Annotated in this window: 26 protein-coding genes, 2 tRNA genes and 1 pseudogene; 17 read left to right on the top strand and 12 right to left on the bottom strand. The window is 59.7% G+C overall.

Going from position 1 to position 24188, the window contains the following annotated elements; translation table 11 throughout:
• Positions 1-2: 2 nt before the first annotated feature.
• Complete coding sequence (locus tag PhaeoP97_RS02225; RefSeq protein WP_072503693.1) at positions 3-839, bottom strand: AraC family transcriptional regulator; 837 nt, start codon at positions 837-839, stop codon at positions 3-5.
• 119 nt (positions 840-958) lie between these two features.
• Here PhaeoP97_RS02225 and PhaeoP97_RS02220 point away from each other — a divergent pair, with 119 nt between their 5' ends.
• Both PhaeoP97_RS02220 and PhaeoP97_RS02215 read left to right on the top strand, forming a co-directional pair.
• On the top strand, positions 959-1921 hold the full coding sequence (locus PhaeoP97_RS02220; protein WP_072503692.1) for an acetyl-CoA carboxylase carboxyltransferase subunit alpha: 963 nt from the start codon (positions 959-961) through the stop codon (positions 1919-1921).
• A gap of 157 nt (positions 1922-2078) precedes the next feature.
• Positions 2079-2981: a DUF1206 domain-containing protein gene (locus tag PhaeoP97_RS02215; protein WP_072503691.1), complete on the top strand. Its 903-nt coding sequence runs from the start codon at positions 2079-2081 to the stop codon at positions 2979-2981.
• A 9-nt stretch (positions 2982-2990) separates the two neighbouring features.
• On the opposite strand, the gene PhaeoP97_RS02210 is transcribed toward PhaeoP97_RS02215, so the two are convergent.
• Both PhaeoP97_RS02210 and PhaeoP97_RS02205 read right to left on the bottom strand, forming a co-directional pair.
• Positions 2991-3647, bottom strand: coding sequence for a GntR family transcriptional regulator (locus PhaeoP97_RS02210; protein WP_072503690.1), 657 nt, complete (start codon positions 3645-3647; stop codon positions 2991-2993).
• A gap of 67 nt (positions 3648-3714) precedes the next feature.
• Positions 3715-4416 carry a M48 family metallopeptidase gene (locus PhaeoP97_RS02205; protein ID WP_072503689.1) on the bottom strand — a complete coding sequence of 234 codons (702 nt, stop codon included), beginning with the start codon at positions 4414-4416 and terminating at the stop codon, positions 3715-3717.
• A 100-nt stretch (positions 4417-4516) separates the two neighbouring features.
• On the opposite strand from PhaeoP97_RS02205, the gene PhaeoP97_RS02200 reads away from it, so the two are divergent.
• From PhaeoP97_RS02200 to PhaeoP97_RS20595, 3 genes are all read left to right on the top strand, one after another.
• Complete coding sequence (locus tag PhaeoP97_RS02200) at positions 4517-4843, top strand: TIGR02300 family protein (protein ID WP_072503688.1); 327 nt, start codon at positions 4517-4519, stop codon at positions 4841-4843.
• 164 nt (positions 4844-5007) lie between these two features.
• Positions 5008-5083: transfer RNA gene (locus PhaeoP97_RS02195), tRNA-Ala, on the top strand.
• 171 nt (positions 5084-5254) lie between these two features.
• Entirely contained in the window at positions 5255-5404 is a 150-nt protein-coding gene (locus PhaeoP97_RS20595; protein ID WP_237028972.1) for a hypothetical protein, read from the top strand.
• A 55-nt stretch (positions 5405-5459) separates the two neighbouring features.
• Here PhaeoP97_RS20595 and PhaeoP97_RS02190 read toward each other — a convergent pair whose 3' ends face one another.
• From PhaeoP97_RS02190 to PhaeoP97_RS02170, 5 genes are all read right to left on the bottom strand, one after another.
• Positions 5460-5690 carry a helix-turn-helix domain-containing protein gene (locus PhaeoP97_RS02190; protein WP_072503687.1) on the bottom strand — a complete coding sequence of 77 codons (231 nt, stop codon included), beginning with the start codon at positions 5688-5690 and terminating at the stop codon, positions 5460-5462.
• Positions 5691-5853: 163 nt separating this feature from the next.
• Positions 5854-5930: transfer RNA gene (locus tag PhaeoP97_RS02185), tRNA-Arg, on the bottom strand.
• 110 nt (positions 5931-6040) lie between these two features.
• Complete coding sequence (locus PhaeoP97_RS02180; RefSeq protein WP_072503686.1) at positions 6041-7429, bottom strand: sensor histidine kinase; 1389 nt, start codon at positions 7427-7429, stop codon at positions 6041-6043.
• A gap of 16 nt (positions 7430-7445) precedes the next feature.
• Positions 7446-8867, bottom strand: coding sequence for a dihydrolipoyl dehydrogenase family protein (locus PhaeoP97_RS02175; protein ID WP_072503685.1), 1422 nt, complete (start codon positions 8865-8867; stop codon positions 7446-7448).
• A gap of 2 nt (positions 8868-8869) precedes the next feature.
• A complete protein-coding gene (locus PhaeoP97_RS02170; protein WP_072503684.1) occupies positions 8870-9673 on the bottom strand; it encodes a TVP38/TMEM64 family protein in 804 nt (267 codons plus the stop codon).
• A 398-nt stretch (positions 9674-10071) separates the two neighbouring features.
• Between PhaeoP97_RS02170 and rpmH the strand changes: the two genes are divergently transcribed.
• The 3 genes from rpmH to yidD all read left to right on the top strand — a co-directional run bounded on the left by rpmH (position 10072) and on the right by yidD (position 11057).
• Complete coding sequence (rpmH, locus tag PhaeoP97_RS02165) at positions 10072-10206, top strand: 50S ribosomal protein L34 (RefSeq protein ID WP_005632162.1); 135 nt, start codon at positions 10072-10074, stop codon at positions 10204-10206.
• Between the two features lie 26 nt (positions 10207-10232).
• On the top strand, positions 10233-10685 hold the full coding sequence (gene rnpA / locus PhaeoP97_RS02160) for a ribonuclease P protein component (protein WP_072503683.1): 453 nt from the start codon (positions 10233-10235) through the stop codon (positions 10683-10685).
• Between the two features lie 99 nt (positions 10686-10784).
• On the top strand, positions 10785-11057 hold the full coding sequence (gene yidD, locus PhaeoP97_RS02155; RefSeq protein ID WP_072503682.1) for a membrane protein insertion efficiency factor YidD: 273 nt from the start codon (positions 10785-10787) through the stop codon (positions 11055-11057).
• A gap of 5 nt (positions 11058-11062) precedes the next feature.
• Here yidD and PhaeoP97_RS02150 read toward each other — a convergent pair whose 3' ends face one another.
• Entirely contained in the window at positions 11063-11635 is a 573-nt protein-coding gene (locus tag PhaeoP97_RS02150) for a DUF3833 domain-containing protein (RefSeq protein ID WP_072503681.1), read from the bottom strand.
• Between the two features lie 164 nt (positions 11636-11799).
• Here PhaeoP97_RS02150 and ttcA point away from each other — a divergent pair, with 164 nt between their 5' ends.
• The 5 genes from ttcA to yihA all read left to right on the top strand — a co-directional run bounded on the left by ttcA (position 11800) and on the right by yihA (position 18063).
• Positions 11800-12687: a tRNA 2-thiocytidine(32) synthetase TtcA gene (gene ttcA / locus PhaeoP97_RS02145; RefSeq protein WP_072503680.1), complete on the top strand. Its 888-nt coding sequence runs from the start codon at positions 11800-11802 to the stop codon at positions 12685-12687.
• Positions 12688-12753: 66 nt separating this feature from the next.
• Entirely contained in the window at positions 12754-14298 is a 1545-nt protein-coding gene (locus tag PhaeoP97_RS02140) for a putative bifunctional diguanylate cyclase/phosphodiesterase (RefSeq protein WP_072503679.1), read from the top strand.
• 548 nt (positions 14299-14846) lie between these two features.
• On the top strand, positions 14847-16664 hold the full coding sequence (yidC, locus tag PhaeoP97_RS02130) for a membrane protein insertase YidC (RefSeq protein WP_072503677.1): 1818 nt from the start codon (positions 14847-14849) through the stop codon (positions 16662-16664).
• Complete coding sequence (locus PhaeoP97_RS02125) at positions 16661-17413, top strand: MOSC domain-containing protein (RefSeq protein ID WP_072503676.1); 753 nt, start codon at positions 16661-16663, stop codon at positions 17411-17413. The genes yidC and PhaeoP97_RS02125 overlap by 4 nt, the downstream gene beginning before the upstream one ends.
• Positions 17413-18063, top strand: a complete 651-nt coding sequence (yihA, locus tag PhaeoP97_RS02120; RefSeq protein ID WP_072503675.1) for a ribosome biogenesis GTP-binding protein YihA/YsxC — start codon at positions 17413-17415, stop codon at positions 18061-18063. The genes PhaeoP97_RS02125 and yihA overlap by 1 nt, the downstream gene beginning before the upstream one ends.
• 98 nt (positions 18064-18161) lie before the next feature.
• Here yihA and PhaeoP97_RS02115 read toward each other — a convergent pair whose 3' ends face one another.
• A complete protein-coding gene (locus PhaeoP97_RS02115) occupies positions 18162-18890 on the bottom strand; it encodes an SDR family NAD(P)-dependent oxidoreductase (protein ID WP_072503674.1) in 729 nt (242 codons plus the stop codon).
• A 224-nt stretch (positions 18891-19114) separates the two neighbouring features.
• On the opposite strand from PhaeoP97_RS02115, the gene argB reads away from it, so the two are divergent.
• The 4 genes and pseudogenes from argB to PhaeoP97_RS02095 all read left to right on the top strand — a co-directional run.
• Positions 19115-19975 carry an acetylglutamate kinase gene (gene argB / locus PhaeoP97_RS02110; RefSeq protein ID WP_072503673.1) on the top strand — a complete coding sequence of 287 codons (861 nt, stop codon included), beginning with the start codon at positions 19115-19117 and terminating at the stop codon, positions 19973-19975.
• 115 nt (positions 19976-20090) lie between these two features.
• Positions 20091-20951 (top strand): ferredoxin, encoded by an 861-nt coding sequence (locus tag PhaeoP97_RS02105; RefSeq protein WP_072503672.1) that lies wholly within the window; start codon positions 20091-20093, stop codon positions 20949-20951.
• Positions 20948-21445, top strand: coding sequence for a SixA phosphatase family protein (locus PhaeoP97_RS02100; RefSeq protein WP_072503671.1), 498 nt, complete (start codon positions 20948-20950; stop codon positions 21443-21445). Before PhaeoP97_RS02105 ends, PhaeoP97_RS02100 begins: the two co-directional genes overlap by 4 nt.
• 202 nt (positions 21446-21647) lie before the next feature.
• A pseudogene (locus PhaeoP97_RS02095) lies at positions 21648-21908 on the top strand (DUF411 domain-containing protein); the annotation flags it as partial.
• 134 nt (positions 21909-22042) lie between these two features.
• On the opposite strand, the gene PhaeoP97_RS02090 reads toward PhaeoP97_RS02095, so the two are convergent.
• A complete protein-coding gene (locus PhaeoP97_RS02090; protein WP_072503669.1) occupies positions 22043-22834 on the bottom strand; it encodes an amino acid ABC transporter ATP-binding protein in 792 nt (263 codons plus the stop codon).
• 12 nt (positions 22835-22846) lie between these two features.
• On the bottom strand, positions 22847-24187 hold the full coding sequence (locus tag PhaeoP97_RS02085; RefSeq protein WP_072503668.1) for an amino acid ABC transporter permease: 1341 nt from the start codon (positions 24185-24187) through the stop codon (positions 22847-22849).
• Position 24188 lies beyond the last annotated feature (1 nt).

The raw sequence follows: 24188 nt of genomic DNA, 5'->3' as shown, positions 1-24188 counted from the left end.
CGTCACTTCAGCGGCAGGCAGATCTCCGTCAACAACTCCTCCGGTGCGACCTGATGCGGATCATTGAGATAGATCTCATAGCAGGGCGCATCGGCGGGTTCCTCGCCCGACTGTGGCAGCCACGCTCCAAACAGATCGCTATAGGCGGCATGGATGCCGGAATACGGCCCCTTGTAGGTCATCACTGCGGTCTTACCACCGGGCAGAGCCACCTCTTCCATATCCTCAGGCAGGGCGACCCCCTCAGCCGTGCTTGCCCCGGCATAGCTGCGCAGCTCGGCATCGGGGACTGTATCGGGACTGTCGAGATAGACGCCGATCATCTGGCGCATCTGCGGCCAGAGATTGCGCGCCGTGCACAGCGCTGAGAACGCCTCAAAGCTGCGGCCGATCTCACTATAGGCCCCCTTGTGGGCCAATGCGGCCAGGGTGCGGGCGGGTTCATCGCGAATGGTGGTGGGGAACATAGGGTCTCCTTGGGACATCAGGTTGGGATTGGGCGGCAGAAGACGGCCCTTCCTGCGAAAGGCCGCGGGTGACGCCCCATAGCTCTCGGCAAAGACCCGCGCGAAAGATCGCGTGTTGGGATACCCTGCGGCGCGGCCGATGCTCTCAACCGGGGCTGCGCCCTGCACCAGCGCTGTTGCGGCCAGATGCAGCCGGATCCGGCGCACCGCCTGCGCGCAGGTTTCCCCGGTCAGGGCGCGAAATACCCTGTGCCAGTGAAACCGCGACATCGCCGCAACATCCGCCAGCGCATCCAGCGACAGATCCCCCTCCGGGTTGTCGTAGATATATCCCAGCACCCGCAGAATGCGGTCCTCATAGGAGTTGCTCATGGAAAACGTCCCTCTTCTGACCCGATTTGAATGCCATAGTAGCACTTCACAAATCTTGCTGAGTTGCATCCGTCGGCCCTTGGGGCCATATATCGGGCAAACCGCTCGAGTGAGACGACATGACCCAGTACATGGATTTTGAGAAACCGTTGGCCGAAATCGAAGGCAAAGCGGAAGAACTGCGCGCCCTGGCACGGGCAAATGAAGAGGCTGATCTGACCGATGAGGCCGCCGCCCTGGATGCGAAGGCGGCGCAATTGCTGATCGATCTCTACAAGGATCTGACGCCTTGGCGCAAATGTCAGGTGGCCCGTCATCCGGAACGCCCCCATTGCCGCGACTATATCGACGCGCTGTTCACAGAATATACACCGCTGGCCGGCGACCGGAACTTTGCCGATGATCTGGCTGTGATGGGCGGATTGGCCCGGTTCAACGATCAGCCCGTGATGGTGATCGGCCATGAGAAAGGCTCCAACACCAAGGCGCGTATCGCCCATAACTTCGGCATGGCCCGCCCCGAAGGGTACCGCAAGGCAATCCGCCTGATGGAAATGGCCGGCCGGTTTGGTCTGCCCGTTGTGACCTTGGTCGATACCGCAGGTGCCTACCCCGGCAAAGGGGCCGAAGAGCGCGGCCAGTCCGAGGCCATCGCCCGCTCAACCGAAATGTGCCTAAAAATCGGCGTGCCGCTGATCTCCATCATCATTGGGGAAGGCGGCTCTGGCGGTGCTGTGGCCTTTGCCACGGCCAACCGCGTGGCGATGCTGGAACATTCCGTATACTCTGTGATCAGCCCCGAAGGCTGCGCGTCTATCCTCTGGAAAGATGCCGAGAAGATGCGCGAAGCCGCAGAGGCCCTGCGCCTCACCGCCCAGAACCTCAAGGAACTGGCCGTGGTGGACAAGATCATCCCCGAGCCGCTCGGTGGCGCCCACCGCAATGCTGATGCCGCCTTTGAGGCGGTGCGCGGCGCGCTGTCCGACATGCTGGCAGAGCTGGACGGCAAGGACGCCGCCGCCCTGATCAAGGACCGCCGCCAAAAGTTCCTGGACATCGGCTCCAAGGGGCTGGCGGCCTAAGGCCACCTGCAACGCTCTGATTTAAAATGAAACCCCGGCCTTTGCGCCGGGGTTTTTTGCTATTCCTGCCTGCCCTGAGACACTCAAATTCGGAACAATACTGCGGTGTTGCGCATTTAACCAGTAAATGCCCTTTCTCAGGGTCAGGAGCGCCATCATGTCAGACCGCCTGAAATCAGGGCGCGCAAATCGCGCCCTGCCCTCGCAACAAACCCGCAATGAGATCCTTGACCAGATCAACCCCGATGACTTCTCTTGGGCAATACCCATTATGCGTGCAGGCTACGGTGGTCGGGCGCTGGTCTATCTGACGATTTCCGGTACATCGCTCTGGTCGATCTGGCAGGGCGGCGGTGCAAAAGGCACCACGGAAGCGCTGGAATGGCTGGATGGTGGCTGGGGTACAATTGTACTACTCGCAATCATTCTGGGATTGGCAGCCTACGCAGTCTGGCGTGTGGTCGACAGCGTCTGGGACCTCGAAGCATACGGGGCTGGTATCAAGGGCCTGATCGCCCGCACGGCGATGGTGGTGACGGGTCTCGTCCACTTCATCATGGCGGGGCTTGCCGTCACAGTTTTGATCGACCATCAGTCCGGTAGTGGCACCGGCGGTGATAAGATCGCACAGCTTGCGTCGTCGCCGGTCGGCGCGATCCTCCTCGGGGTGGCTGGCCTGCTGACGCTGGGTGCAGCGGGTTACTACCTTCACAAGGCATGGAACGAAGGCTACCGAACACATCTCAAAGCCAACGCGACCACCCGGCGCCTTAATACACCCTTGAAAATCGGTGTCGCTGCGAACGGCGTGGTCATCGGCGTTATTGGCGCATTGATCATTAAGGCCGCCATGTCGGCCTCTGCCGACAATCCAGACGGTATCGGCAGCGTATTTGACTGGTTACGGGGGCAGGTCTTTGGGCAAGTCCTCGTCACCGCCCTCTGTATCGGCCTCTTGGGCTTTGCCTTGTTTTGCTGCGTCAACGCACTCTATCGCGTCGTGCCAAAGGCCAGTGATCGCGGGACAAAAACGCTGGGCGATGCGCTTAGCGGCAGCTGACTGCGCGACCTACCCCGCCAGCAACCGCAGCCCTTGGGTCACATCAGACCGCACCGCCAGCCGCAGCCCCGGCTCATCCCCGGCTTTCAGCGCAGCAATAATCAGCTTGTGGTTCTGCGGCGGCTCGGTTCGTCGCAGACGCCCGTAAAGCGCCCGCATGGTTGGCCCCAGTTGCAACCAAACGGTCTCTGCCATGGCCAGCATCGCCGGTGCCTGCGCACGCAGATACAACGTTCGGTGAAACTCCAGATTCGTACGGATGTAGCCGCAGGCGTCGCGTTTCGAGATCATCTCGGCCACATTGGCATTGATGCTCTGCAACCGGTCGATCAGCGCCATATGCGCCCGTGGCAGGGCGCGGCTTGCCAGTTCCACCTCAATCAAGGCACGCAGAGCGGCCAGTTCCTCGATCCGCTCATTGGTCAGCTCGGGCGTCGAGACCCGCCCTGAAGAGGACAGGAACAAGGCCCCTTCAGCCACCAGACGTCGGACCGATTCGCGGGCAGGTGTCATCGACACCTCAAACTCCCGCCCGATGCCACGCAGCGTCAACGCCTGTCCGGGCGCGACCTCTCCATGCATAATGCGGGTGCGCAACGCGCGATAAACACGGTCATGGGCGGATCCCGTGGGCGGTTCAGCGGTGGGGCGAATGGGATTGGACATGGCGGATCTTGTGATCACAAATACAGCCACCGTCAACCGAAACGTGCATCATGTCACCAGAGCCGATTTATGGTGCGCTGAACCGAAAGCGATGCAAGTGATTGCCTTCGCGGCGCAGCCAGTCCCGTGCGCCATCGTAGTTGCCATAGAGCTGCTGCACGACCGCCCAGAATGCGGGCGAATGATTCATTTCAGCCAGATGGGCCACCTCATGAGCCGCAACATAGCGCAACACCTCCGGCGGCGCCAAGATCAGGCGCCATGAATACATCAGGGCCCCATCGGATGAGCAGGACCCCCAGCGGGACCGGGTGTCGCGCAGGCTGATCCGGCTGTAGCTGCGTCCCAGCACCGCCGCGTAGCCGTCAGAGGCCCCGGCCAAGCGATCACGGGCCAGCTCTTGTAGGTATCGCTGGATACGCCGCCCTGGGTTCGCGCCTTTTTCGGCACCGGGCACGATCAGGCTGCGCGCCTCCAGCAATACCCGGCGGCCGGGCCCTGCCACCACCTGCCGTGGTCGCCCGTCGATTGGCAGCACGCAGCCATAGTCAACAGCTATGCTGTCCGGGTGTTTCGACAGGTGCTCCCGGATCCAGCTTTCCTTCTCTCGGGCGAAGGCCAGCGCCTCGCGATCAGGCACCCGAGAGGGCAAAGTCAGCGTCACCCGTCCATCCAAACCTGAGATCCGCAAACTGATCCGGCGCGCCCGCGCCGACCGGCGCAGAGTCAGCGGCACCGGTGGATTTCCGGGCAGATGATGATCAGCCATTACGGCCCCCCTTTTTGGCAAAGGCTTTGACAGCACCCCACGCATATGGCAAGGCACCTGAATCGTCGAACCGACTCAGCAGAAAATCAAGGGGATCCACATGCCCAATGAAGAATGGGGTGTAAAGCGCGTCTGCCCGACAACCGGCAAGCGCTTTTACGACCTGAACAAAAACCCGATCGTCAGCCCCTACACCGGTGAGGTTGTCGAACTGAACAACGGCAAAAGCCGCATGATCGAAGCCGACGCCGAAGATGCGGCAAGCCGCAAAGCCAAGGAAAAAACCGACGGCGACGACGCGGTGCTTGATGATGATGAAGACGTCGATCTGGATCTGGGCGATGACGTCCTGGATGATGACGACGACGAGGACAATGTCTCGCTTGACGAGATTGCCGACGTCGCCGCCGAAGACGACGATACCTAAGGCCATACGGCCCTTGGGGGAGGTGCTGCCACCTCCCCCGGATCCCCATGTTTCAGGTGTCGAAAAAATCTCGGATGATGGTGCATTTTCCGCTTGCGGCGCGCGCCAGCCTCCCTTAAATCACCGACACACACCGCGAGACGGCAACGACACGCGGATGATTTGGGGCCTTAGCTCAGCTGGGAGAGCGCCTGCATGGCATGCAGGAGGTCAGGAGTTCGATCCTCCTAGGCTCCACCAAATCACTCTTGAAAAGCACCAGATAGTTTTGCCTTTCTCGTTAGAGGATTTACCTCTGTCGTGCAGACAGGTGCTGTTTTCCCTTCAAAAATCTATGCTGCTTTGATCCGCGCTTTTTCGGCGTGTTGATCGCTTCGCGGCCCTCCCCTTTGTCAAAACCGAGGATGGCCCATGAGCGACCATTTCTTCGTCGTGACGGGTGGCTCCGGTGCGGGCAAGACCAGCCTCATCACCGGCTTGGTCTCTCGCCGCACCTTGCACGAATGTCAGGAAAGGGTTGAAAGCAGCCCAAAACACTCGCAGCACACAGGACAGGCCTGAATGACTGCGAAGGGCCCTGACCGGGCATTTGCCGCGCCAGGCGTGAATGGCCGCTCTATCTCTCTTCGTAACGATCAGGGAAACGCTGCTCTGGCGTAGTTTGCAAAGCGTCCGCCAAAGCCTGCTCGATCTTTGCAGGCCGGCACATTCTCTTGCCCACCAAGGTGACAGCAGAGTCAGTCACGCCCAATTCGCGGGCGATCTTTGCGAGAGAGCTTCCCCGGACTCGAAGATCGGCCTTGAGGCGTTCATGTCGATCCAAATGTTGTTTTGTGGGCTGACGCATGTTGACACAATGACGCAACGCAATTTTTTGGACAACACGGAACGTTAGCGAGCAGTTTTCTGATTTTGGGTCACTGTGGCGGCGAAAGAATTCGGCCGGTACTCTGTTGGGTCAATGTCGTGACGGAAAAGTCAAAAACATCTGACATTCAACAAGAATTTAGTGGCGGACCGAGGAGGATTCGAACCCCCGACCCCTTGATTCGTAGTCAAGTACTCTATCCAGCTGAGCTATCGGTCCACTGCGGCGGGGTTTAAGGGGAGTGGCGCATGGGTGCAAGCCTAAAATGTCAGCCTGTCGCAGGTTTTCGTATTTTTACGCATCCGGCGCGCCTTACAGACGACAAACCCTTAGAGGGTCCCGTCGCCCTTGGGCAGACATATATCAAACACGGTGCCCTCTGGTCCAGTTTCGCGCAAAACCACCATGCCGCCATGGCCGCGCGCCAGCTCATCGGCGATAGCAAGGCCCAGACCGGTGCCGCCTTTGCGGATACCGCCCTGAAACGGGGTAAAGAGATTCTCGCGTGCCTTTGGCGGCAGACCGGGGCCAGTATCCGCAACGGAGATCCACCAGGTTTCGGTGTCTTCGCGGGCAGAGAGAGTGATCTGCCCCTCTTGCCCCGTGGCCTCGATCGCCTGACGCGCGTTGCGGACCAGGTTCATCACGATCCGAAACAGCTGTTCGGGATCGGCCCGCAGGCTCAGATCCACAGGCACCTCATTCAGGAAACGGATCCGCCCCTCTGTGCCCCCTGCCAGGCTCTCGCTCTCCAGAATATCCTCGACCTGCCCATACAGGGACACGCGGCCAAAGGTCGGCGCCGGTTCCTCTGCCCGGCCAAACGCCAGCGTCCCCTCGCACAGCGACACCGCACGGGTGATCGAATTCACCAGCTTGGGCGCCAAGCGACGAACCAGCGGGTCTTCACTCATCTCGATACGGTCGGTGAACAGCTGCGCTGACGTCAGAATATTGCGCAGATCATGGCTCACCTTGGCCACCGCACCGCCCAGCTGCGCCAGCCTCTCGCGCTGTTTCAGCGCCTGGGTCAGCTCTGTCTGCAACTGCATCAGTGCCTCTTCGGCCTCGCGCAGCTCGCGCACCCCGGCACTGGGGTGAATAATGCCGCGGGCGTCCTCCGGTGCGGCGGCATAGCGCTGCATATAACCGATGACACCCTTGATCGGCTTCACCATGAACCGGCGCACCGCCGCAAAAAGCAGCACTGCGGTAAAGATGGAGATCACCGCCGACAGCAGCAGAATGCGCAGCCCATAGTCGATCATCGCATCGCGCAGGTCTTTGGTCTCAATTGTGATTTCGATCAGCAGCCCTGCATCACGCACCGGCGCGCCGATCACTCGGATAATCTGGTTTTCCGGGGTGACCAGCCGCTTCATGGCGTGGCCGATCAGCGCAAACGGGCTGCTCATCCGCAAATCATAGGTGCCGGAAATTGGCGAAGGGATCGGCGAGGACAGCACCAGTTGACGCACCTCATCCCGCCGCAGAACCACGTTGAAAACGCCCGCGTTTTCCAAGAGCTCTGCCTCCAGCTCAGTCTCAAGCATATCATCTGCAAGCAGTGCCAGCGACGCAATCTGCGCGCGTTCCAGCCGGTCTGCCAGATAGTCGAGCCGGAACCGAGAGATGGAGGGCACAAAGATCAGGATCTCGGCCAACATCACGAAGACCGTGGTCAGGATCAGGAATCTGCCTGAAAGCGTGTTGAGCATTCAGCCCCTTCCGGCGTTACGGGAGCCAGCGCTGCACAAATTGCACCACTCGTTTCACCATTGGACTATCAAAAAGCCGTGGCGAGAAATAGGCCCCTGCGACGCGTTTATTCACCTCCGATATGGTGGGATAGGGGGCCACCATCCCCGCGACCTGGCTCATCTTCAGATTATTGGCGATGGCCATGGACCACAGCGCCACCAGCTCCCCCGCCTGATGCCCCACAACAGAGGCCCCAACGGGACGCCCCTTGACCACCATCACCTTGATCAGGCCTTTGCTCTTGCGCTCTGCCAGCGCGCGGTCGTTGTGGTGATAGTCAAACCGTGCAACCTCCAGCCGGTCGCCGTGTTTTTCGCGTGCTTGCTCCTCCGTGAGGCCAACCTGCGCCAGTTCCGGTGCGGTGTAGGTCGCCCAGGGAATATGATTGGTTTTGGCCTTGGACGGTAGCCCGAACAGGATCGAGCGGATGATCACCCCGGCATGGTAGCCGGCCACATGGGTGAACTGCATCCCACCGGCCACATCACCAATGGCATAGACCCGACGGTTGCTGCTGCGCAGACTGTCGTCCACCACCACGCCTGCCCGATTGGTCTCAACGCCTGCGGCCTCCAGGTTCAGCTTGTCGATATTGGCCTTGCGCCCGACCGCCATCAGGAGATGGCTGCCGTCGAACACCCGGCCATCCTTTGCTGTAACGCGAATGCCGCCACCCTCGGTGGAGGCAATAGTCTCAGCCTGCGCGCCCTCGGCGATCTCAATGCCTTCACCGCGCAACTGGTCCAATACGATGGACGCAAGCTCAGGATCATCCTTGCCCAGCGCCCGGTCACCCTCGATGACGGTCACCTTGCTGCCCAGCCGGATATGGGCCTGCGCCATTTCCATACCGATGGGGCCGCCGCCGATAATCAGCAGATGCTCTGGCCGCTCGCGCAGGTCAAATAGCGTTTCATTGGTGAAATACGGCACATCAGCCAGCCCGTCGATTGGTGGCACCAGGGGCGAGGACCCCGTAGCGATCACAATGCGCCGGGCGGTAATACGATGCTCTCCGGCCTCGACCACGCGATCATCGACAAACCGGCCATATGCGCGAATGACCCGCACGCCAAAGCCTTCAAACCGCTCCTGACTGTCCACGGGCGCGATGGTGGCGATCACGTCCTGCACGTGATCCTTGGCAGCAGCGTAATCCACCACCGGCATCTGATCCGCAACCCCATAGGCGCTGGCATGGGCCTGACCATAAGCCACCTTGGCACTGGCCAGCAGCGATTTGGACGGCACGCAGCCATAGTTCAGGCAATCGCCGCCCATCTTGTGCCCTTCCAGCAGCACAACGTCGGCGCCCATCTGGCTGGCTCCAGCGGCAACGGACAGACCGCCTGACCCGGCGCCGATCACGAGAAGATCGCAGGTTAGCTCTTGCATGGTCACTGGTCCTTTCCGGGGGTTGCCGGGCGGCGTTTCTTCAGCAGGATGGGCAGGGTCGCCAACACACACAGGCCAAGGATCGGCCCGATCACAAACGGCTCCCACAGGATCGACAGATCCGGCGTCTCGCCCCGGTCAAACACCGCGCCAAGGCCCACACCAATCCAGGTGAACACCACAGCACCGGGAATGATGCCCACTGCCGTCGTCCACAGAAAATTGATCAGCTTCACCCCGACCAGCGCGGGCAGCAGATTGGCCACAAAGAACGGGACCGCAGGCACCAACCGCAACAGCAGCAGCACCTCGATCTCATTTTCCCGCAGCGCCTGCTTCAGGGTCCGAACCCGCCCCTCCGCAGCTTCCAGCCGGTGGGTCAGCATCGCCCCAAGCCCCCAGCGCGCCGCTAGAAAGATGCCAACAGCACCGATCGTGGCCGCCAATACATTGAACACCGTGCCCGCAACCAAACCAAACAGGAACCCGCCGGTGACCGACGCCACAGCCGCACCGGGCAGCGAAAATACCACGATCACCACATAGGCCAGCACAAACAGACCAACGAGACCCAAATAATTGTCATCGCGAAACGCCATCAGCGCCACCCGGTTGTCGCGCAGCGTCTCAAACGTCAGATAATCACCAAGGGTCATCGCACCGATCACCGCCACCACCAGCACCAGCGCCAGTGGCAGGAATCGTGTCAACGCAGGAGTCTTCTTGCCCCGCTCTCCCGATTCGCCTGCCGGGGCCACGCCCTCAGAACGATTTGCGATATCTGGTTGGTCGGACTGATCGGACATCTTCTGTAAATCCTGCTGTCTTGGGCCATAGCTGGCCAGTCATATTCTGTTCCGCAGCTGCGGTTGGGGGCTGGAGGGCACCACCGCCGCAGACCTTTGTCTCTGGCTATCCGGTAAATAGGCCCTGTACGAGCATAGACGCCGCCTCTTCACGTCCGCTTGATCATCCCCTGCGAAAAAGTGAGCCAAACACCAATCTGCCCCCTGTCTGTTACAATTCTCTTCTGCTAGAGAGCCTCCAGCATCCGGTTTTCATGGAAATGTTGCATTTCGCGCAGAAAACAACCGCGTTGGGGTTTGACTCGCAGGTCATTCCCTTCTAGAGACCGGGCTTCGAGATAGACCCCCGGGTGGCCGATTCCGCGCCGTCCCGATGTAAACAGTTGGAGACCGGAGCGATGAAACGCACCTATCAGCCTTCGAACCTGGTTCGCAAACGCCGCCACGGCTTCCGTGCGCGCATGGCCACCAAGGCAGGCCGCAAAATTCTGAACTCACGCCGCGCACGCGGTCGTAAGTCGCTGAGCGCGTAATCGCGCCCAGTTCTGTTCAGACAGACATGACACCGCCGGAGACCCCCAAGGATGGCCCAGCTGCCCAAGGGACCAGGTCTCCGGCGGTGTCCGTTTGCGCATCTGATACCTTGGTCTGTCCCCTTCCCCGCCCGCAACCTGATGTGATCGCCAAACGCCGCGACTTTCTCGCGGCGGCGCGCGCCCGTCGTCAGGGCACCAAGGGGATGATGGTTCAGGGCCGCAAACGCCATGCGGAGGATCCCGTCGGCGATGGCATTCGCATGGGCTTTACCTGCTCCAAAAAGGTCGGTAATGCAGTGGCCCGCAACCGCGCCAAACGCCGCTTGCGCGAGGTAGCTCGGATGATTCTGCCAATCCACGGCCGCACCGGCTGGGACTACGTGCTGATAGGCCGTGCAGGCGAAACCGCTGACCGCCCGTTCGACGATCTGAAAAACGATCTGATCTACGCGATGAAGAAAATTCACGGCAAGTAATCACAACAGGCAAGGCCCACACCTTCCGTTGCTCCTCACTCCGCAGCCGCGACACCCCCGCAGATTGCTATAGAGCGCCGGCGCGCCTATCTAGACGCCATGACTCCACTCGCCCACCTCTTTGCTTTGCCCGTACGCGCCTATCGGCTGCTGTTCAGCCCCTGGGTTGGCTTCAACTGCCGTTACCAGCCCACCTGCTCGGCCTATGCGCTGGAGGCACTGGAGAAACACGGCGCCATTCGGGGCGCTTGGCTCACCGCGCGCAGAATCGGGCGCTGCCATCCCCTTGGTGGGGATGGCTACGATCCGGTTCCCGGCTGTGACCCCGACCATGACCGGGCCAAACAGGACCCGACTGCAGGCCCCAGGTAACCCGCTCAGAGCTTCTCAAAGAAAATCGTAACTTCGCCCAGCGTGACGCCATAGCGGCTCATATATGCTTTGTTCAGCAACCTGCCGTCCTCCAGAAGCCACATCCAGTCATCAAACGTCACCCGCATGGTGTCGCCACCGGGCACTGGCAGATCAATCGTGTAACCCCAGTTGAAGGTATCACCACGCTCTTCCCCCTTGGCGATGCCCTGCACCCCATCAGCACTGCCTTCCCAGGTGTTTTCGCCCGTTTTCGTCAGGGACCAGATCCGCTGCTCGGTACTGCCATCGGCATAGCGGAAACTCTCGGCCAGCGTCAGCACACGGCCATCCCACTCGCCAGTGATCTCTACTTTGAACCGCCGCCGAACGGTTCCAAACCGATCTTCGAACTGGCCATATGCGACGGTTTTACCTTCGAAATATTCCTCCAGATTGAAGGTCTTATCGCTCAGCTTATCATCGCTCAGACTGGGCCGCCCGCAGGATGCCAGCGCCGCAACAGCTGCCGCCCCCGCGCCAAGAGCTGCCCAGCGGCCAAACCGAAACCGGCGTGGTGTTTGTGTCGCAATTGCCATATCTCACACCTCATCTTTGTCTTGTTTCTCTTGCCCTTGGCTACGCAACGGCCCCGGCTTTGGATGACTCTGCCAAATGAGGCAGTCCCCCAGGCCGCCGTTGGAATCTGCATTCGGGGCCTTTTCTTCTTGGCAAAATGCCGATCCTCGGCTAGGGCGCGCCCATGCTTGATGATGATCTGGACGATATCCACCCGCTGTTTACAGGCGCGCCCTCAACCACTGAGTTCAAGAAGCTCCGCAAACGAATCGTGCGCTACGCGCGCGAAGCGATTGACCAATACGGCATGGTGGAACGGCGCGAGGACGGCAGCACACCGAAATGGCTGGTCTGCCTTTCTGGCGGCAAGGACAGCTATACCCTGCTCGCGGTTCTCTATGAACTGAAGTGGCGCGGCTTGTTGCCGGTGGATCTTCTCGCCTGTAATCTGGATCAGGGCCAGCCCGGCTTTCCGGCAACTGTGCTGCCGGAATTTCTGGAAAAAATGGGTGTCCCACACCGCATCGAATATCAGGACACTTACAGCATCGTGATGGATAAGGTCCCGCAGGGCCGTACGTTTTGCGCGCTCTGTTCGCGTCTGCGGCGCGGCAACCTCTACCGGATCGCCCGCGAGGAGGGCTGCTCTGCTGTGGTGCTGGGTCATCATCGCGACGATATTCTTGAAACCTTCTTCATGAACCTCTTCCACGGAGGTCGTCTGGCAACCATGCCGCCAAAGCTGGTCAATGAAGAGGGCGATCTGTTTGTGTTTCGCCCCCTTGCCCATGTCGCCGAGGTGGATTGCGAAAAATTCGCCAAGGCATTGAATTATCCGATCATCCCCTGTGACCTTTGCGGTAGTCAGGACGGGTTACAGCGCCAGCAGGTGAAACAGATCCTAGACGGGTGGGAATCAAACAGCCCAGGACGCCGTCAGGTTATGTTCCGCGCGCTGATGAATGCACGCCCGTCACATCTACTGGATCCAAAGCTTTTCGATTTCTCCGGTCTTATGTTGAAAAATAGCGATTACGGGGGCGATTCAGGCGAAATTCCCGATTTGCGTTAACTTGGCGGTCAGACCGCGGCTCTAGTCTGTAGCAAGCACCACATGCCGTAGGTGAAAGGTCTACAGATGACAAAATCGCTGTCGCAGACGATAACGCAGGTCAGAAAACGGATTGCCCCGGTGCTGCTGGGGCCGCCACTGCTTGCATTTCTGCCAGCTCTCACCCTGGCTACCTTCTGGATGGGGGGCGAGGCCGCATTGCTGGCCGTCGCTCTGGGGCTGCCCCTGATTTTTGCGGTCTCAGGCGGTTTTAGCTATTTTCGCCGTCCGGCCATGCCACGCGACAGCCTGACCGGCATGATGATGCGCGACGGCTTTAATGAGGTCATATCCGAAGTTTACGACAGCGCTGCGGACACCGGTCTGCGGTCCGCCGTATTTGTGATCGAACTGGATGATTTCAAGGAATTGGCGCAGCGCCATGGTCAGGAAACCGCAGATCAGCTGGTGAACCGGTGCGGCGACCGGATCCTGTCGATTGTGCGTCCACAGGATTATGTTGCGCGGATTGGCGATTCCCGTTTTGCCATCTGCCTTACTCCGGTCCTGCAGATGGATCTGGAGCTGTCCGTGCAGATGTCTGGCAGGCTTCAGGCTGCAATCGAAGAACCAATCGCCGTGGACGGCGCCTCGCTGTATGTCTCCTGCTCCATCGGCTTTTGCTTACACAGCCGGACGCCGAAACCCTCTGGGAATGATTGGCTGGGGGCCGCCTGCACCGCGCTCTTGGATGCGCAGAACAATGGCCCCTCCGGCATGCGCGCCTTCTCGCCCGAAATGGATCAGCGCAGCAAAGCGCGTGGCGATATGATGGACGAAGTCACCGAGGCCTTGGAAAATGGTCAGATCCAGGCTTGGTTCCAGCCACAGATCTGCACCGACACCGGCCGCGTCTCCGGGTTTGAGGCACTGGCCCGTTGGGCACATCCTGTGCGCGGCATGATTCCCCCGATGTCCTTCCTCCCCACGCTGGAAAGCGCGGGTCTGATGGAACGCCTGAGCGAAATCATGCTCTACAACGCTCTGACAGCACTTAAAGCGTGGGATGCCGCCGGTCTGCATGTGCCGTCTGTGGGGGTCAATTTCGCCACGGATGAGCTGCGCAATGCCAACCTGGTTGAGCGCATCCAGTGGGAGCTGGAACGTTTTGGTCTCACCCCTGACCGGCTCTGTATTGAAATCCTCGAAACCGTCATGACCGATCGCCCCGACGATATGATCGTGCGCAATATCGCGGCCCTTGGCAAAATGGGCTGCGGCATTGATCTGGATGATTTTGGGACTGGCCATGCGTCGATTGCCGCCGTGCAGCGGTTCCGAGTGTCGCGGATCAAGATTGACAGATCCTTTGTGATGAAAGCCGATCGTGATCCTGAGCAGCAGAAACTGATCGCTGCCATCCTGACCATGGCCGAGCGTCTCGAGCTCACCACCCTTGCCGAGGGGGTAGAGACCGTGGGCGAACATGCGCTGCTATCACAGCTTGGCTGCGATCACGTGCAGGGCTTTGGCATCGGTCGCCCGATGCCCTTTGATCAGACCCTGGATTGGATCACGGCCCATGAGGCCAAACTACAAGACGCCCCCACGATTGGTCGTCAGGGCAATTGATGGCGCAACAGGGCAGATAATTGCTGAATAGCGGCAGACGCAAACAGCGTCTGGCCCTGCGCCATGCCCGACCAATTCACCACGGTTAGTAACATCGTCTTAGCCGACAGTTTTTGGACAACCTTAGGTTTCTTCAACTGACACCAGTCATTTCACATGCCTCCGGTCACGATGCCGCCTGCGCTCTGTCCGCGTATCATGCTTGTAGGCGGGTTTCTGTGCGCCATCGCTGACGGCCGGGCCTGCCCATTACTCTGATCAACCAGCAGACGCGGGATATCTCCTGTCTGCTCATCTGGGCGCAGTGCGCCTGCGGAATGCGCGTGCCAGGTGAGATTGGCGTTGTCCTCTGCATTGATTTTTCCCGTCACTGACGTCCTTGTTGGCGCTGTCATCACCGCCCGTCTTGCGGTTTTCCAGGGTCGATTTTGGGAAATAGCCCCTCAACGACGCTGCAGGGCCAGCTTGGGGGCGATTCCGCTTGACCTTTGGGGGCCATCTCTGTTGAACCACACCCTGTCATTCCATGCACGAGGTGGCAGTCCCAAATGGACGATCAGAACAAGAACCTTCTTCTCGCAACCGCACTTAGTTTCCTGGTGATTCTGGGGTGGTACGTCTTTTTTCCACCGCCAGAGCCGCAGCCGCAGCCTGATGCCGTTATCACTGAAACCGCACCTGCGGGCGACGTGGTGGCCGCGCCAAACGCTGCCAGCCCTGTGGCCGGCACGGATGGGGCCAGCGTCACCGCCGAGGCAAAGGCCGTCGCCGATGCGCCGCGCCTGACCATCGACACGCCGCGCGTTTCCGGCACCATCTCCTTGCAAGGCGGTCGTCTCGACGATCTGTCGCTCAAGGATTATCGCGTTTCTCTGGAAGCGGACGCCGCAATCGTTAAGATGCTGTCCCCCGCTGGTGACCCCAACGCCTATTACGCGCTCTATGGCTGGGCCCCCGGCAGCGGTCTGGGTCCCGACGATGTGCCCGGAGCCAACACCCTGTGGCAGGCCGAAAGCGACGCGACCCTGACGCCGGACAGCCCGGTCACCCTGACTTGGGACAATGGCAAGGGCCTCACCTTCAACCGCACCATTGCGGTCGATCAGGATTATCTCTTCACCATCACGCAGTCGGTGACCAACGCCTCTGGTGGGACCGTGGCACTGGCGCCTTATGGCACCCTGGCCCGCCATGGCGAACCGCAGGATCTGAAAAACTTCTTCATCCTGCATGAAGGTGTGATTGGCATGGCCGACGGCACCCTCGCCGAAATCGACTATGACGACATGACCGATTTCGAGATTGATCCCCGCACGGGTGCCCGCGCCGAAGTGACCCAGATTGAGGGCAACGGCTGGATTGGCTTTACCGATCATTACTGGATGTCGACCCTGGTACCCGAGCCGGGTCAGGCCTTCCGCTCCATCGCAAAATTCGATGAGCGTCGCGAGATCTACCAGACCGATATTGTGCTGCCGACCGTCTCCGTAGCGGATGGCCAAACCACTGAGGCAACCACCATGCTGTTTGCTGGCGCCAAGGAATGGGCAACCATCCGAGGCTACCAGAAAGACGGCATCGAAGGTTTCCTCGACAGCATCGACTGGGGCTGGTTCTTCTTCCTGACCAAGCCGATCTTTGCGGTTCTACATTGGCTGAACGCGTTGATTGGCAACATGGGCTGGGCGATCATCGGCTTGACCGTATTGATCAAACTTCTTGTCTTCCCGCTGGCCTATAAATCCTACGCCTCCATGGCAAAGATGAAAGAGCTGCAGCCGCGGATGGAGGAGATCAAGGAAAAATTGGGCGATGATCGTCAAAAGCTCCAGCAGGAGATGATGGCGCTCTACAAGAAGGAAAAGGTCAACCCAGCGGCCGGCTGCCTGCCGATCCTGATCCAGATCCCGATCTTCTTCTCGCTCTACAAAGTGATCTTTGTCACGCTGGAGCTGCGTCACGCGCCCTTCTTTGGTCCATTTCAGGATCTCAGCGCCCCTGATCCGACGTCCATCATGAACCTCTTTGGCCTCCTGCCGATGGCAGCCCCGGTCGAGGGCACATTGATGGCCACGATCTTTATTGGGATTTTGCCGATCCTCTTAGGTATCTCCATGTGGTTGCAGCAAAAACTGAACCCGGCGCCCACGGATCCGACCCAGCAGATGATCTTTGCCTGGATGCCTTGGGTCTTCATGTTCATGTTGGGTGGTTTTGCCTCTGGCTTGGTGGTTTACTGGATTGCGAACAACACCATCACCTTTACGCAGCAGTATTTGATTATGCGCACCCATGGCTACAAACCGGATGTGTTCGGCAATATCAAATCCGGCTTTAAGAAAACGCCAAAGGCAGACAAGAAATGAGCGAAGGCATCACTCATATCTGGCGGCACCCGATCAAATCACATGGTCGGGAGCCGCTAGAGAGCGCCTCTTTGGTCGCCGGGCAGTGTCTGCCCGGCGATCGCGTTTGGGCGGTAGCCCATGAGGCCTCCAAGGCTGACGGCAGCGCCTGGGCGCCCTGCGCCAACTTCAGCCGCGTCGCCAAGGCGCCACAGCTGATGGCGGTTGAGGCGCGCTACGACGAAGCCCAAGGCCATGTGACACTGTCCCATCCGACGCAGGATTCGCTGACCTTCAGCCCCGATAGCGCGGCTGACCTACCGCGATTTCTCGACTGGGTCCGCCCCCTGATGCCCGAGGACCGCGCCGCCTCTGCCCGCATTTTGCGGGTGCCGGGACGGGGCATGACCGACAGCCCGTTTCCGTCGATCAGCCTGTGCAACTGGGCCTCTCACCGCGCAGTGGAAACCGCCATTGGCCACACGCTGTCGCCGCTGCGCTGGCGTGGTAACATCTGGTTCGACACAGGCAACGCTTGGGACGAAAACAAATGGATCGGGCGCGATGTGCAGATTGGCGAGGCGGTGTTGACAATCCGCGAACGCACCGTCCGCTGTCTGGCCACCACGACCAACCCCGAGACCGGCCAACGCGATGCAGACACGCTGAAAATGCTGCGCGACACTTGGGGTCACCAGGACTTTGCTGTCTATGCAGAGGTCATCAAAGACGGCGCGATTCGCGTCGGCGATAGCATAAAGGTGCTCTGATGCAGATGCCGTTCCCCCTGGCCGATACGCCGGATGAAATCATGACCGAAAAAGGCCGCAAACTGTTTGCCGGCCAGTCGGAATTTGTCAAAGGCGTGGTCGCCATGTCGGGCCTGCCCCCTGCCGACCGGATCGAAGTCTGTTTTGCGGGCCGCTCTAACGTCGGAAAATCCAGCCTGATCAACGCACTGACCGGCACAAAAGGTCTGGCACGTGCCTCCAACACGCCGGGGCGGACGCAGGAAATCAACTATTTCACCCAAGGCCCTGAGCTGTATCTGGTCGACCTTCCGGGTTATGGCTATGCCAATGCCCCCCTGCCCATCGTCGAGAAATGGCAGCGGCTGCTCAAACAGTATCTCTCGGGCCGTCAAACTCTGCGCCGTGCCTTTGTGCTGATCGACAGCCGCCATGGCATCAAATCCGTCGATGACGAGATCATGACCCGACTCGACAGCTCTGCCGTGACCTTTCAATGCGTGATGACTAAGGCCGACAAGGTCAAGGACAAGGACCGCCCCGCGATCATGGATCAGGTGCGCAAGGCGCTGTCAAAACACCCGGCTGCCTATCCAGAAATCGTACTGACCTCATCGGAAAAAGGCGACGGTATCGCCACCCTGCGGTCGATCATCTCGGGGTTGGAATAACCCCCGACCTCGGCATGCAGCTGTATGACCAAAAACGCCCCCGCGATCTGTCGATCCGGGGGCATTTTAAATGTCTATACCGCAGGATAGAGCCGATATCAGACGTGCTGAGCGCCGTTCACCTCTATCTCCGCCCCGGAGATATAAGAACTTTCGTCCGAGCAAAGATAATAGATCGCTGCGGCTACTTCTTCTGGCTGGCCCAACCGTTGCAGCGGCAGTTTCTCAACAATCTTATCGGTACCCGGCGACAGGATCGCAGTTTCCACCTCGCCCGGTGCGATCGCGTTGACACGCACGCCCAGCGGGCCGAAATCATGCGCCATTTCGCGGGTCAGCGCGGCCAGCGCCGCCTTGGAGGTCGCGTAGGCAGCGCCCGCAAAAGGATGCACCCGGCTGCCGGCGATAGAGGTCACATTGACCACCGACCCCTTGGCCGCCGCCAGCTCATCCTTTAGCCCGCGCGCCAGTACAACCGATGAGAAGAAGTTCACGTGGAACACCTTGCCCCAGGTCATCAGGTCGGTGTCCAGCGTGCTCAGCCGCTCCCCCTCCGGCCCCTTCGGCGAGACCCCGGCATTGTTGACCAGCGCGTCCAACTTTCCCCCCAAGAGTTCCTGAATTTCACCCACCTTATTTATCGTGTCCGTCGGATCGGACAGGTCAACCTGTATGTGGTTCTCCTCTCCGCCGCCCCAGGGGCATTCCGCCGGGAAAGGTTGACGCGAACAGGTAATCACCCGCCAGCCTTCGGCATTGAACCGCTGCACCGTCGCGTGGCCAATGCCCCGGCTTGCCCCAGTCAACAAAAGGGTTTTCTTGCGCATCTCACCATCCTTGGCCCAAAGCCACTACCGAGATTCCATCTGACTGTCAGACGATCCGTACCGCATCATCGGCACGTTACGGCAAACCTAGCACCCCAACAGGCAACCGCAATGGGGTGAATACGCCGCCCGATGCTTGGCACAGCGGGCAGAACCGCGTAACACAAGTGCCATGGCACAGCCGTGCGCGCTGCCCGCTTCTGCCAGTTCCAGGGATTGCAATGATGAAGAAACAAGATATGAACCGCGATTGGATTGCCACAGCCGAGACCCTTTCAAGCGCCCTGCCCTATCTGCAGCGCTACGACGGTGCCATTGTCGTGATCAAGCTGGGCGGTCACGCCATGGGCAGCGACGAGGCGATGGACACTTTTGCGCGCGACATCGTGCTGATGCGTCAGGTCGGCGTGAACCCGGTGATCGTCCATGGCGGCGGCCCGATGATCAATGCCATGCTGGACAAGTTGCAGATCAAATCCGATTTCGTAAACGGCAAGCGGGTCACAGATGCCGCCACCATGGAAGTGGTCGAAATGGTGCTCTCGGGTGTGGTCAACAAGCGCATTGTCCAGGCCATCAACCGTCAGGGCGGTGCCGCCGTCGGTCTGTCGGGCAAAGATGCCAATCTGATCACCTGCACGCAGGCCAATCCTGATCTGGGCTTTGTCGGCACCCCGACAAAGATGGACCCAGGCGTGCTGCGGCATCTCTTTGAACAGGACATGATCCCGGTAATCGCCCCCATTGGTGCGGGCCCCAAGGGCGAAACCTTTAACATCAACGGCGACACGGCAGCTGGGGCAATCGCCTCGTCGCTCACGGCAGATCGGTTGCTGCTGCTGACCGATGTCTCTGGTGTGAAAAATGGTGACGGCGAGGTGGTAACAGAGCTGAAGGCCGCCGATGTCGAGACAATGACCCGCGATGGCGTGATCATAGGCGGTATGATCCCAAAGACCGAAACCGCGCTTGCCGCAGTGCGAAGTGGCGTGCGCGCCTGCACCATCGTGGATGGCCGCGTACCAAATGCGGTCTTGCTGGAGCTGTTCACCGACCACGGTGCCGGCTCCATGATCCGCCCGTAAAGCAGTTCAGATGACTGCCCCAGGTGGGTCGGCGTTTCCCTTGTCAGCTTTGTGCGTGGTTTACGGCAGCGAAATCCCGATAGGGAAACACGCCCGCCTGCGCTAGACTGGCACGATGACCAGCCCCCCGTGCCCGGAATCGGTCGCTGCGGATCGCTCCGTATCGATGGCCGATGTCGACCCTAACAAGACCGCACCAAACTACGCCATGCTGCAACAGGCGGCCACGGCGCATGGGCTGGATATCTACGGTGGCTTTCACCCAACAGCAACGCAGCGCCGCGATATGGTCGAGATCCCGACCTCACAGACAGCGCCCAACCCTGCGCTGCAACAGCCTGCGGGTAGCGGCACAGGTACCGACGCGTGTACGGGTGCGCATTCAGGCGCATATCCAGGCATGGACACCAGCGGCGGAACGTTGATCCTGCTGGGCACTGGGGCGTCTTATTGGGCGCAATTCACCGCCAGCGCCGAGTATCTGGACACCGCCCCAAACCCCGTAGATCGCTGGTCCAGCCGGGTCATCGGAGATCTTGCATATCGCCTGGGGGCCACGCCCTACTACCCCTTCACCGGCCCACCCTATGCTCCATTTGTCGCCTGGGCGCTGGCCTCTGGCCGCAGTTTCACATCTCCGTCGCAGATGCTGGTGCATGATCACTACGGCATGATGATTTCCTATCGCGGCGCGCTATATTTCGCGTATGACATTGATCTCCCGACTCCGCCATTGGCACAGGCCCCCTGCCTGAGCTGCGCGGATCAACCTTGCCTGACCACCTGCCCCGCTGAGGCGCTGGAGAACGGCGGTCCTTACAAACTGGCAGCCTGCCACGACCATCTAGATACCACCGCCGGGACCAGCTGCCTGTCCTACGGATGCCGTGCCCGCTGCGCCTGTCCGCTGAGCACGGGGGCCAACCGCACCCCGGCCCAATCCGCCCATCACATGAGGTATTTCCACATAAAATGACCTGTACGCTGATCCTGACCCGCCACGCCAAATCCGCCTGGGATACAAGCTCCCCCAGCGACCACGCCCGTCCGCTCAACACCCGCGGCCGCCATTCAGCCGCTGCGGTTGGCAGTTGGTTGCGCGAAATTGGAATGATCCCGGATCAGGTGATTTCGTCCTCAGCGCAGCGCACCCGTGAAACCTGCGAGCTTATGGAATTGGGGGTACCTGCGGTGTTTATCGAACGGCTCTATCATGCCAGCGCAGAGATCCTGTTTCAGGTGCTGCGCGAAGCAGAGCATAAGACCGTTCTGGTGCTTGGCCACAACCCCGGTCTGGCGGCCTTTGCCCATTCGATCGTCTGCCACCCGCCAGATCATTCACGCTTTGACGATTTCCCCACCGGTGCCACAATGATTGCCCGATTTGACATAAACACTTGGTCTGATCTGACCTGGAGCAGCGGCAAGGTGGCTGAATTCACCGTTCCGCGTGAATTGCTGGGCGCCTGACAACGCTGCACGCGCAGGCTCCCGCCTGTCCCACCTGTCCCGGCTGCATGAACATGCCTCCGTTCCCGTTGGGCCAAGCGCCGCTAGCGCGGCGCATCCCCCACCTGTGGCATCCTGTCGATCCCACGCGGGAACCCATACGCTTGTTCTCTCTGGTTTCCTTTAGCGTCAAGCGGGCTGAGACCGTCCTAAATGGAGCCCGAAGATGAAGGCTCAGCTTGGCATCACTGATGCGCTGGCCTCTTGCCATACCGCCACGGTTGCGGGCTATGTGATCGAAGGCCACGTCCCCGCAGGGGATATCACCCGCCTTCTCGCCGAACGCCCCGATGCCTTAGGCCTCAGCGTGCCCGACATGCCGATCGGCTCTCCCGGCATGCAGATGGGCGACAACACCGAACCCTTCACCACGCTGTTGATCCAGCCAGATGGCAGCAGCGAGATGTTCGCGCACCACGGCTAAGACCCCATGCAACCGCGCCCCGTCATCTTTCCGGTAAATACTCCGGGGGTCAGGAGGCAGCGCCCCCTGCCAGAGCCGTAAAACAAAAAGGCCGGGCAAATGCCCGGCCTTTCCAATGTCATAGCAGGTGCCCCTCAGTGACCAAGGATCTGGCTGAGGAACAGCTTGGTCCGGTCGCTCTGGGGATTGTTGAAAAACTCTTCCGGCTCATTCTGCTCCACAATCTGACCTGCATCCATAAAGATCACGCGGTTCGCCACCTGTCGGGCAAAGCCCATCTCATGGGTCACGCAGAGCATGGTCATGCCCTCTTCCGCCAGCTCGATCATGGTGTCGAGCACCTCTTTGATCATTTCCGGGTCCAGCGCCGATGTTGGTTCATCGAACAACATGATGCGCGGCATCATGCACAGGCTGCGGGCAATCGCCACACGCTGCTGCTGACCGCCGGACAGCATGCCGGGATACTTGTGAGCCTGCTCGGGGATCTTCACCTTTTCCAGGAAATGCATCGCCCGCTCTTCGGCCTCTTTCTTGGGCGTTTTACGCACCCAGATCGGCGCCAGCGTGCAGTTCTCCAGAATGGTCAGATGTGGAAACAGGTTGAAGTGCTGGAACACCATGCCAACCTCGGACCGGATTTTGTCGATGTTTTTGAGATCATTCGACAGTTCGGTGCCATCCACCACAATCTTGCCCTGTTGGTGTTCTTCCAGCGCATTCAGGCAGCGGATCAGGGTGGATTTTCCGGATCCCGACGGGCCCGCAATAACAATCCGCTCGCCCTGATTGACGGTCAAATTGATATCACGCAGCACGTGGAACGAGCCGTACCACTTGTTCATATTATTGATTTCGATAGCAACCTCGTCGCTCACCTGCATTTTGGAGCGGTCGATTGCGCGGTCGGTCATAAGTTCAGACATATGTTGAACTCCTTAACGGTGGCCAGTCTGAAGCTTGCGCTCCAGATACATGGAATAACGGGACATGGAGAAGCAGACGACGAAGAACAGTGCTGCGATAAACGCGAAAAGTTCCCAGTAGACGCCATTCCAGGCGGTGTCTGCACGGATCGCGCTGGCCAGCCCGATGACGTCAAACAATCCGATGATCGACACCAGCGTGGTGTCCTTGAAAATCCCGATGAAGGTGCTCACGATGCCCGGAATAGAGATCTTCAGGGCCTGTGGCATGATGATCAGACGCTGCGCCTGCCAGTAGTTCAGACCCAGACTGTCCGCGCCTTCATACTGGCCTCTTGGCAGGGCCGCCAGACCCCCACGGATCACCTCTGCCATGTAGGCGGCAGAGAAGAGAGTCATCATGATCATCACCCGCAGGATGATGTCAAAATTGGTATTCGGCGGCAAAAAGACGTTGAGCAGCAAGGACGCCACAAACAACAGCGTGATCAATGGCACACCCCGGATGAACTCAATGAAGCCAACACAGAGGTATTTGACAACGATCAAATCCGACTGGCGGCCCAAGGCAAGAACAACCCCGATTGGCAGCGACACACCGATGGCCACAACCCCCAACAAGATCGCTAGCATAAAGCCACCAAACTGGCGGCTCTGAACCGGCTCCAACCCGATGGGTAGAATTGCGGACAATCCATCAGCCACATAGGGGGCCAACAGGAACCACCACACCACGGCAGCCACCACACCAATGATCATCGATACCAATTCACCAAGGGCAAGCGCGCCTTTCTTGATGATGAAAAAACCGATGACAAAGCCGATTGCTGCGGTCAGCGGACCCCAGATCGTGCCACCCCACATCAGGAAAGGCATGATGAACGGGTAGGCCGCTGTCAGGATCAGCATCTTGGAAGATACCCGATCAGAGAACAGGATTGGGCTAAGCGCGCCCATCAGCAGCACCAAGGCCAGGATTGGCCGCCAGCGCAGGTCCGATGTGCCCTCGATCGCTCCACTCGGATAAAAGCCGAACAACAGCTGGTTCCAGCGTTCCTTGATCACGCCCCAGCAGGCGTGGCCATGAGTGTCACCCCAGCTTTCGCGCATGATTTCGCGGCATTCGCTCAGCGAATCTGCGTTCCAAACGGATTGAAAGACCCACGGTAGCACGCCAGAAAGCACGTAGTAGATCACCCCAAGCGAGACCAGTGTCAGGGCAGAGTTCAGCCAACCCGAGAACAGATTGTGACGGACCCAACCAACGGGTCCAACTTCGGACGCCGGCGGGGCCTGTTCCGGAAGCATGGTGTCGCGGACAAAGGCGACGGTATGTGCATGTGTTCCGCTCATC

Origin of the sequence: Phaeobacter porticola, from assembly GCF_001888185.1 — a bacterium.
In the GTDB taxonomy this organism is placed as follows: Bacteria; Pseudomonadota; Alphaproteobacteria; order Rhodobacterales; family Rhodobacteraceae; genus Phaeobacter; species Phaeobacter porticola.
The sequence above is the reverse complement of the archived record's forward strand: the minus strand, read 5'-3'. Positions and strand labels throughout refer to the sequence as shown.

Coding starts and splice junctions, on each gene's coding strand:
- yidC (WP_072503677.1), top strand. CDS start 14,847: ATGGACGATCAGAACAAGAACCTTCTTCTCGCAACCGCACTTAGTTTC.
- PhaeoP97_RS02225 (WP_072503693.1), bottom strand. CDS start 839: ATGAGCAACTCCTATGAGGACCGCATTCTGCGGGTGCTGGGATATATC.
- PhaeoP97_RS02090 (WP_072503669.1), bottom strand. CDS start 22,834: ATGTCTGAACTTATGACCGACCGCGCAATCGACCGCTCCAAAATGCAG.
- PhaeoP97_RS02190 (WP_072503687.1), bottom strand. CDS start 5,690: ATGCGTCAGCCCACAAAACAACATTTGGATCGACATGAACGCCTCAAG.
- PhaeoP97_RS02220 (WP_072503692.1), top strand. CDS start 959: ATGACCCAGTACATGGATTTTGAGAAACCGTTGGCCGAAATCGAAGGC.
- PhaeoP97_RS02205 (WP_072503689.1), bottom strand. CDS start 4,416: ATGGCTGATCATCATCTGCCCGGAAATCCACCGGTGCCGCTGACTCTG.
- PhaeoP97_RS02200 (WP_072503688.1), top strand. CDS start 4,517: ATGCCCAATGAAGAATGGGGTGTAAAGCGCGTCTGCCCGACAACCGGC.
- PhaeoP97_RS02150 (WP_072503681.1), bottom strand. CDS start 11,635: ATGGCAATTGCGACACAAACACCACGCCGGTTTCGGTTTGGCCGCTGG.
- PhaeoP97_RS02170 (WP_072503684.1), bottom strand. CDS start 9,673: ATGTCCGATCAGTCCGACCAACCAGATATCGCAAATCGTTCTGAGGGC.
- PhaeoP97_RS02175 (WP_072503685.1), bottom strand. CDS start 8,867: ATGCAAGAGCTAACCTGCGATCTTCTCGTGATCGGCGCCGGGTCAGGC.
- PhaeoP97_RS02085 (WP_072503668.1), bottom strand. CDS start 24,187: ATGAGCGGAACACATGCACATACCGTCGCCTTTGTCCGCGACACCATG.
- rnpA (WP_072503683.1), top strand. CDS start 10,233: ATGACACCGCCGGAGACCCCCAAGGATGGCCCAGCTGCCCAAGGGACC.
- yidD (WP_072503682.1), top strand. CDS start 10,785: ATGACTCCACTCGCCCACCTCTTTGCTTTGCCCGTACGCGCCTATCGG.
- rpmH (WP_005632162.1), top strand. CDS start 10,072: ATGAAACGCACCTATCAGCCTTCGAACCTGGTTCGCAAACGCCGCCAC.
- PhaeoP97_RS02115 (WP_072503674.1), bottom strand. CDS start 18,890: ATGCGCAAGAAAACCCTTTTGTTGACTGGGGCAAGCCGGGGCATTGGC.
- PhaeoP97_RS02210 (WP_072503690.1), bottom strand. CDS start 3,647: ATGTCCAATCCCATTCGCCCCACCGCTGAACCGCCCACGGGATCCGCC.
- PhaeoP97_RS02215 (WP_072503691.1), top strand. CDS start 2,079: ATGTCAGACCGCCTGAAATCAGGGCGCGCAAATCGCGCCCTGCCCTCG.
- PhaeoP97_RS20595 (WP_237028972.1), top strand. CDS start 5,255: ATGAGCGACCATTTCTTCGTCGTGACGGGTGGCTCCGGTGCGGGCAAG.
- ttcA (WP_072503680.1), top strand. CDS start 11,800: ATGCTTGATGATGATCTGGACGATATCCACCCGCTGTTTACAGGCGCG.
- argB (WP_072503673.1), top strand. CDS start 19,115: ATGAAGAAACAAGATATGAACCGCGATTGGATTGCCACAGCCGAGACC.
- PhaeoP97_RS02100 (WP_072503671.1), top strand. CDS start 20,948: ATGACCTGTACGCTGATCCTGACCCGCCACGCCAAATCCGCCTGGGAT.
- yihA (WP_072503675.1), top strand. CDS start 17,413: ATGCAGATGCCGTTCCCCCTGGCCGATACGCCGGATGAAATCATGACC.
- PhaeoP97_RS02180 (WP_072503686.1), bottom strand. CDS start 7,429: ATGCTCAACACGCTTTCAGGCAGATTCCTGATCCTGACCACGGTCTTC.
- PhaeoP97_RS02125 (WP_072503676.1), top strand. CDS start 16,661: ATGAGCGAAGGCATCACTCATATCTGGCGGCACCCGATCAAATCACAT.
- PhaeoP97_RS02140 (WP_072503679.1), top strand. CDS start 12,754: ATGACAAAATCGCTGTCGCAGACGATAACGCAGGTCAGAAAACGGATT.
- PhaeoP97_RS02105 (WP_072503672.1), top strand. CDS start 20,091: ATGACCAGCCCCCCGTGCCCGGAATCGGTCGCTGCGGATCGCTCCGTA.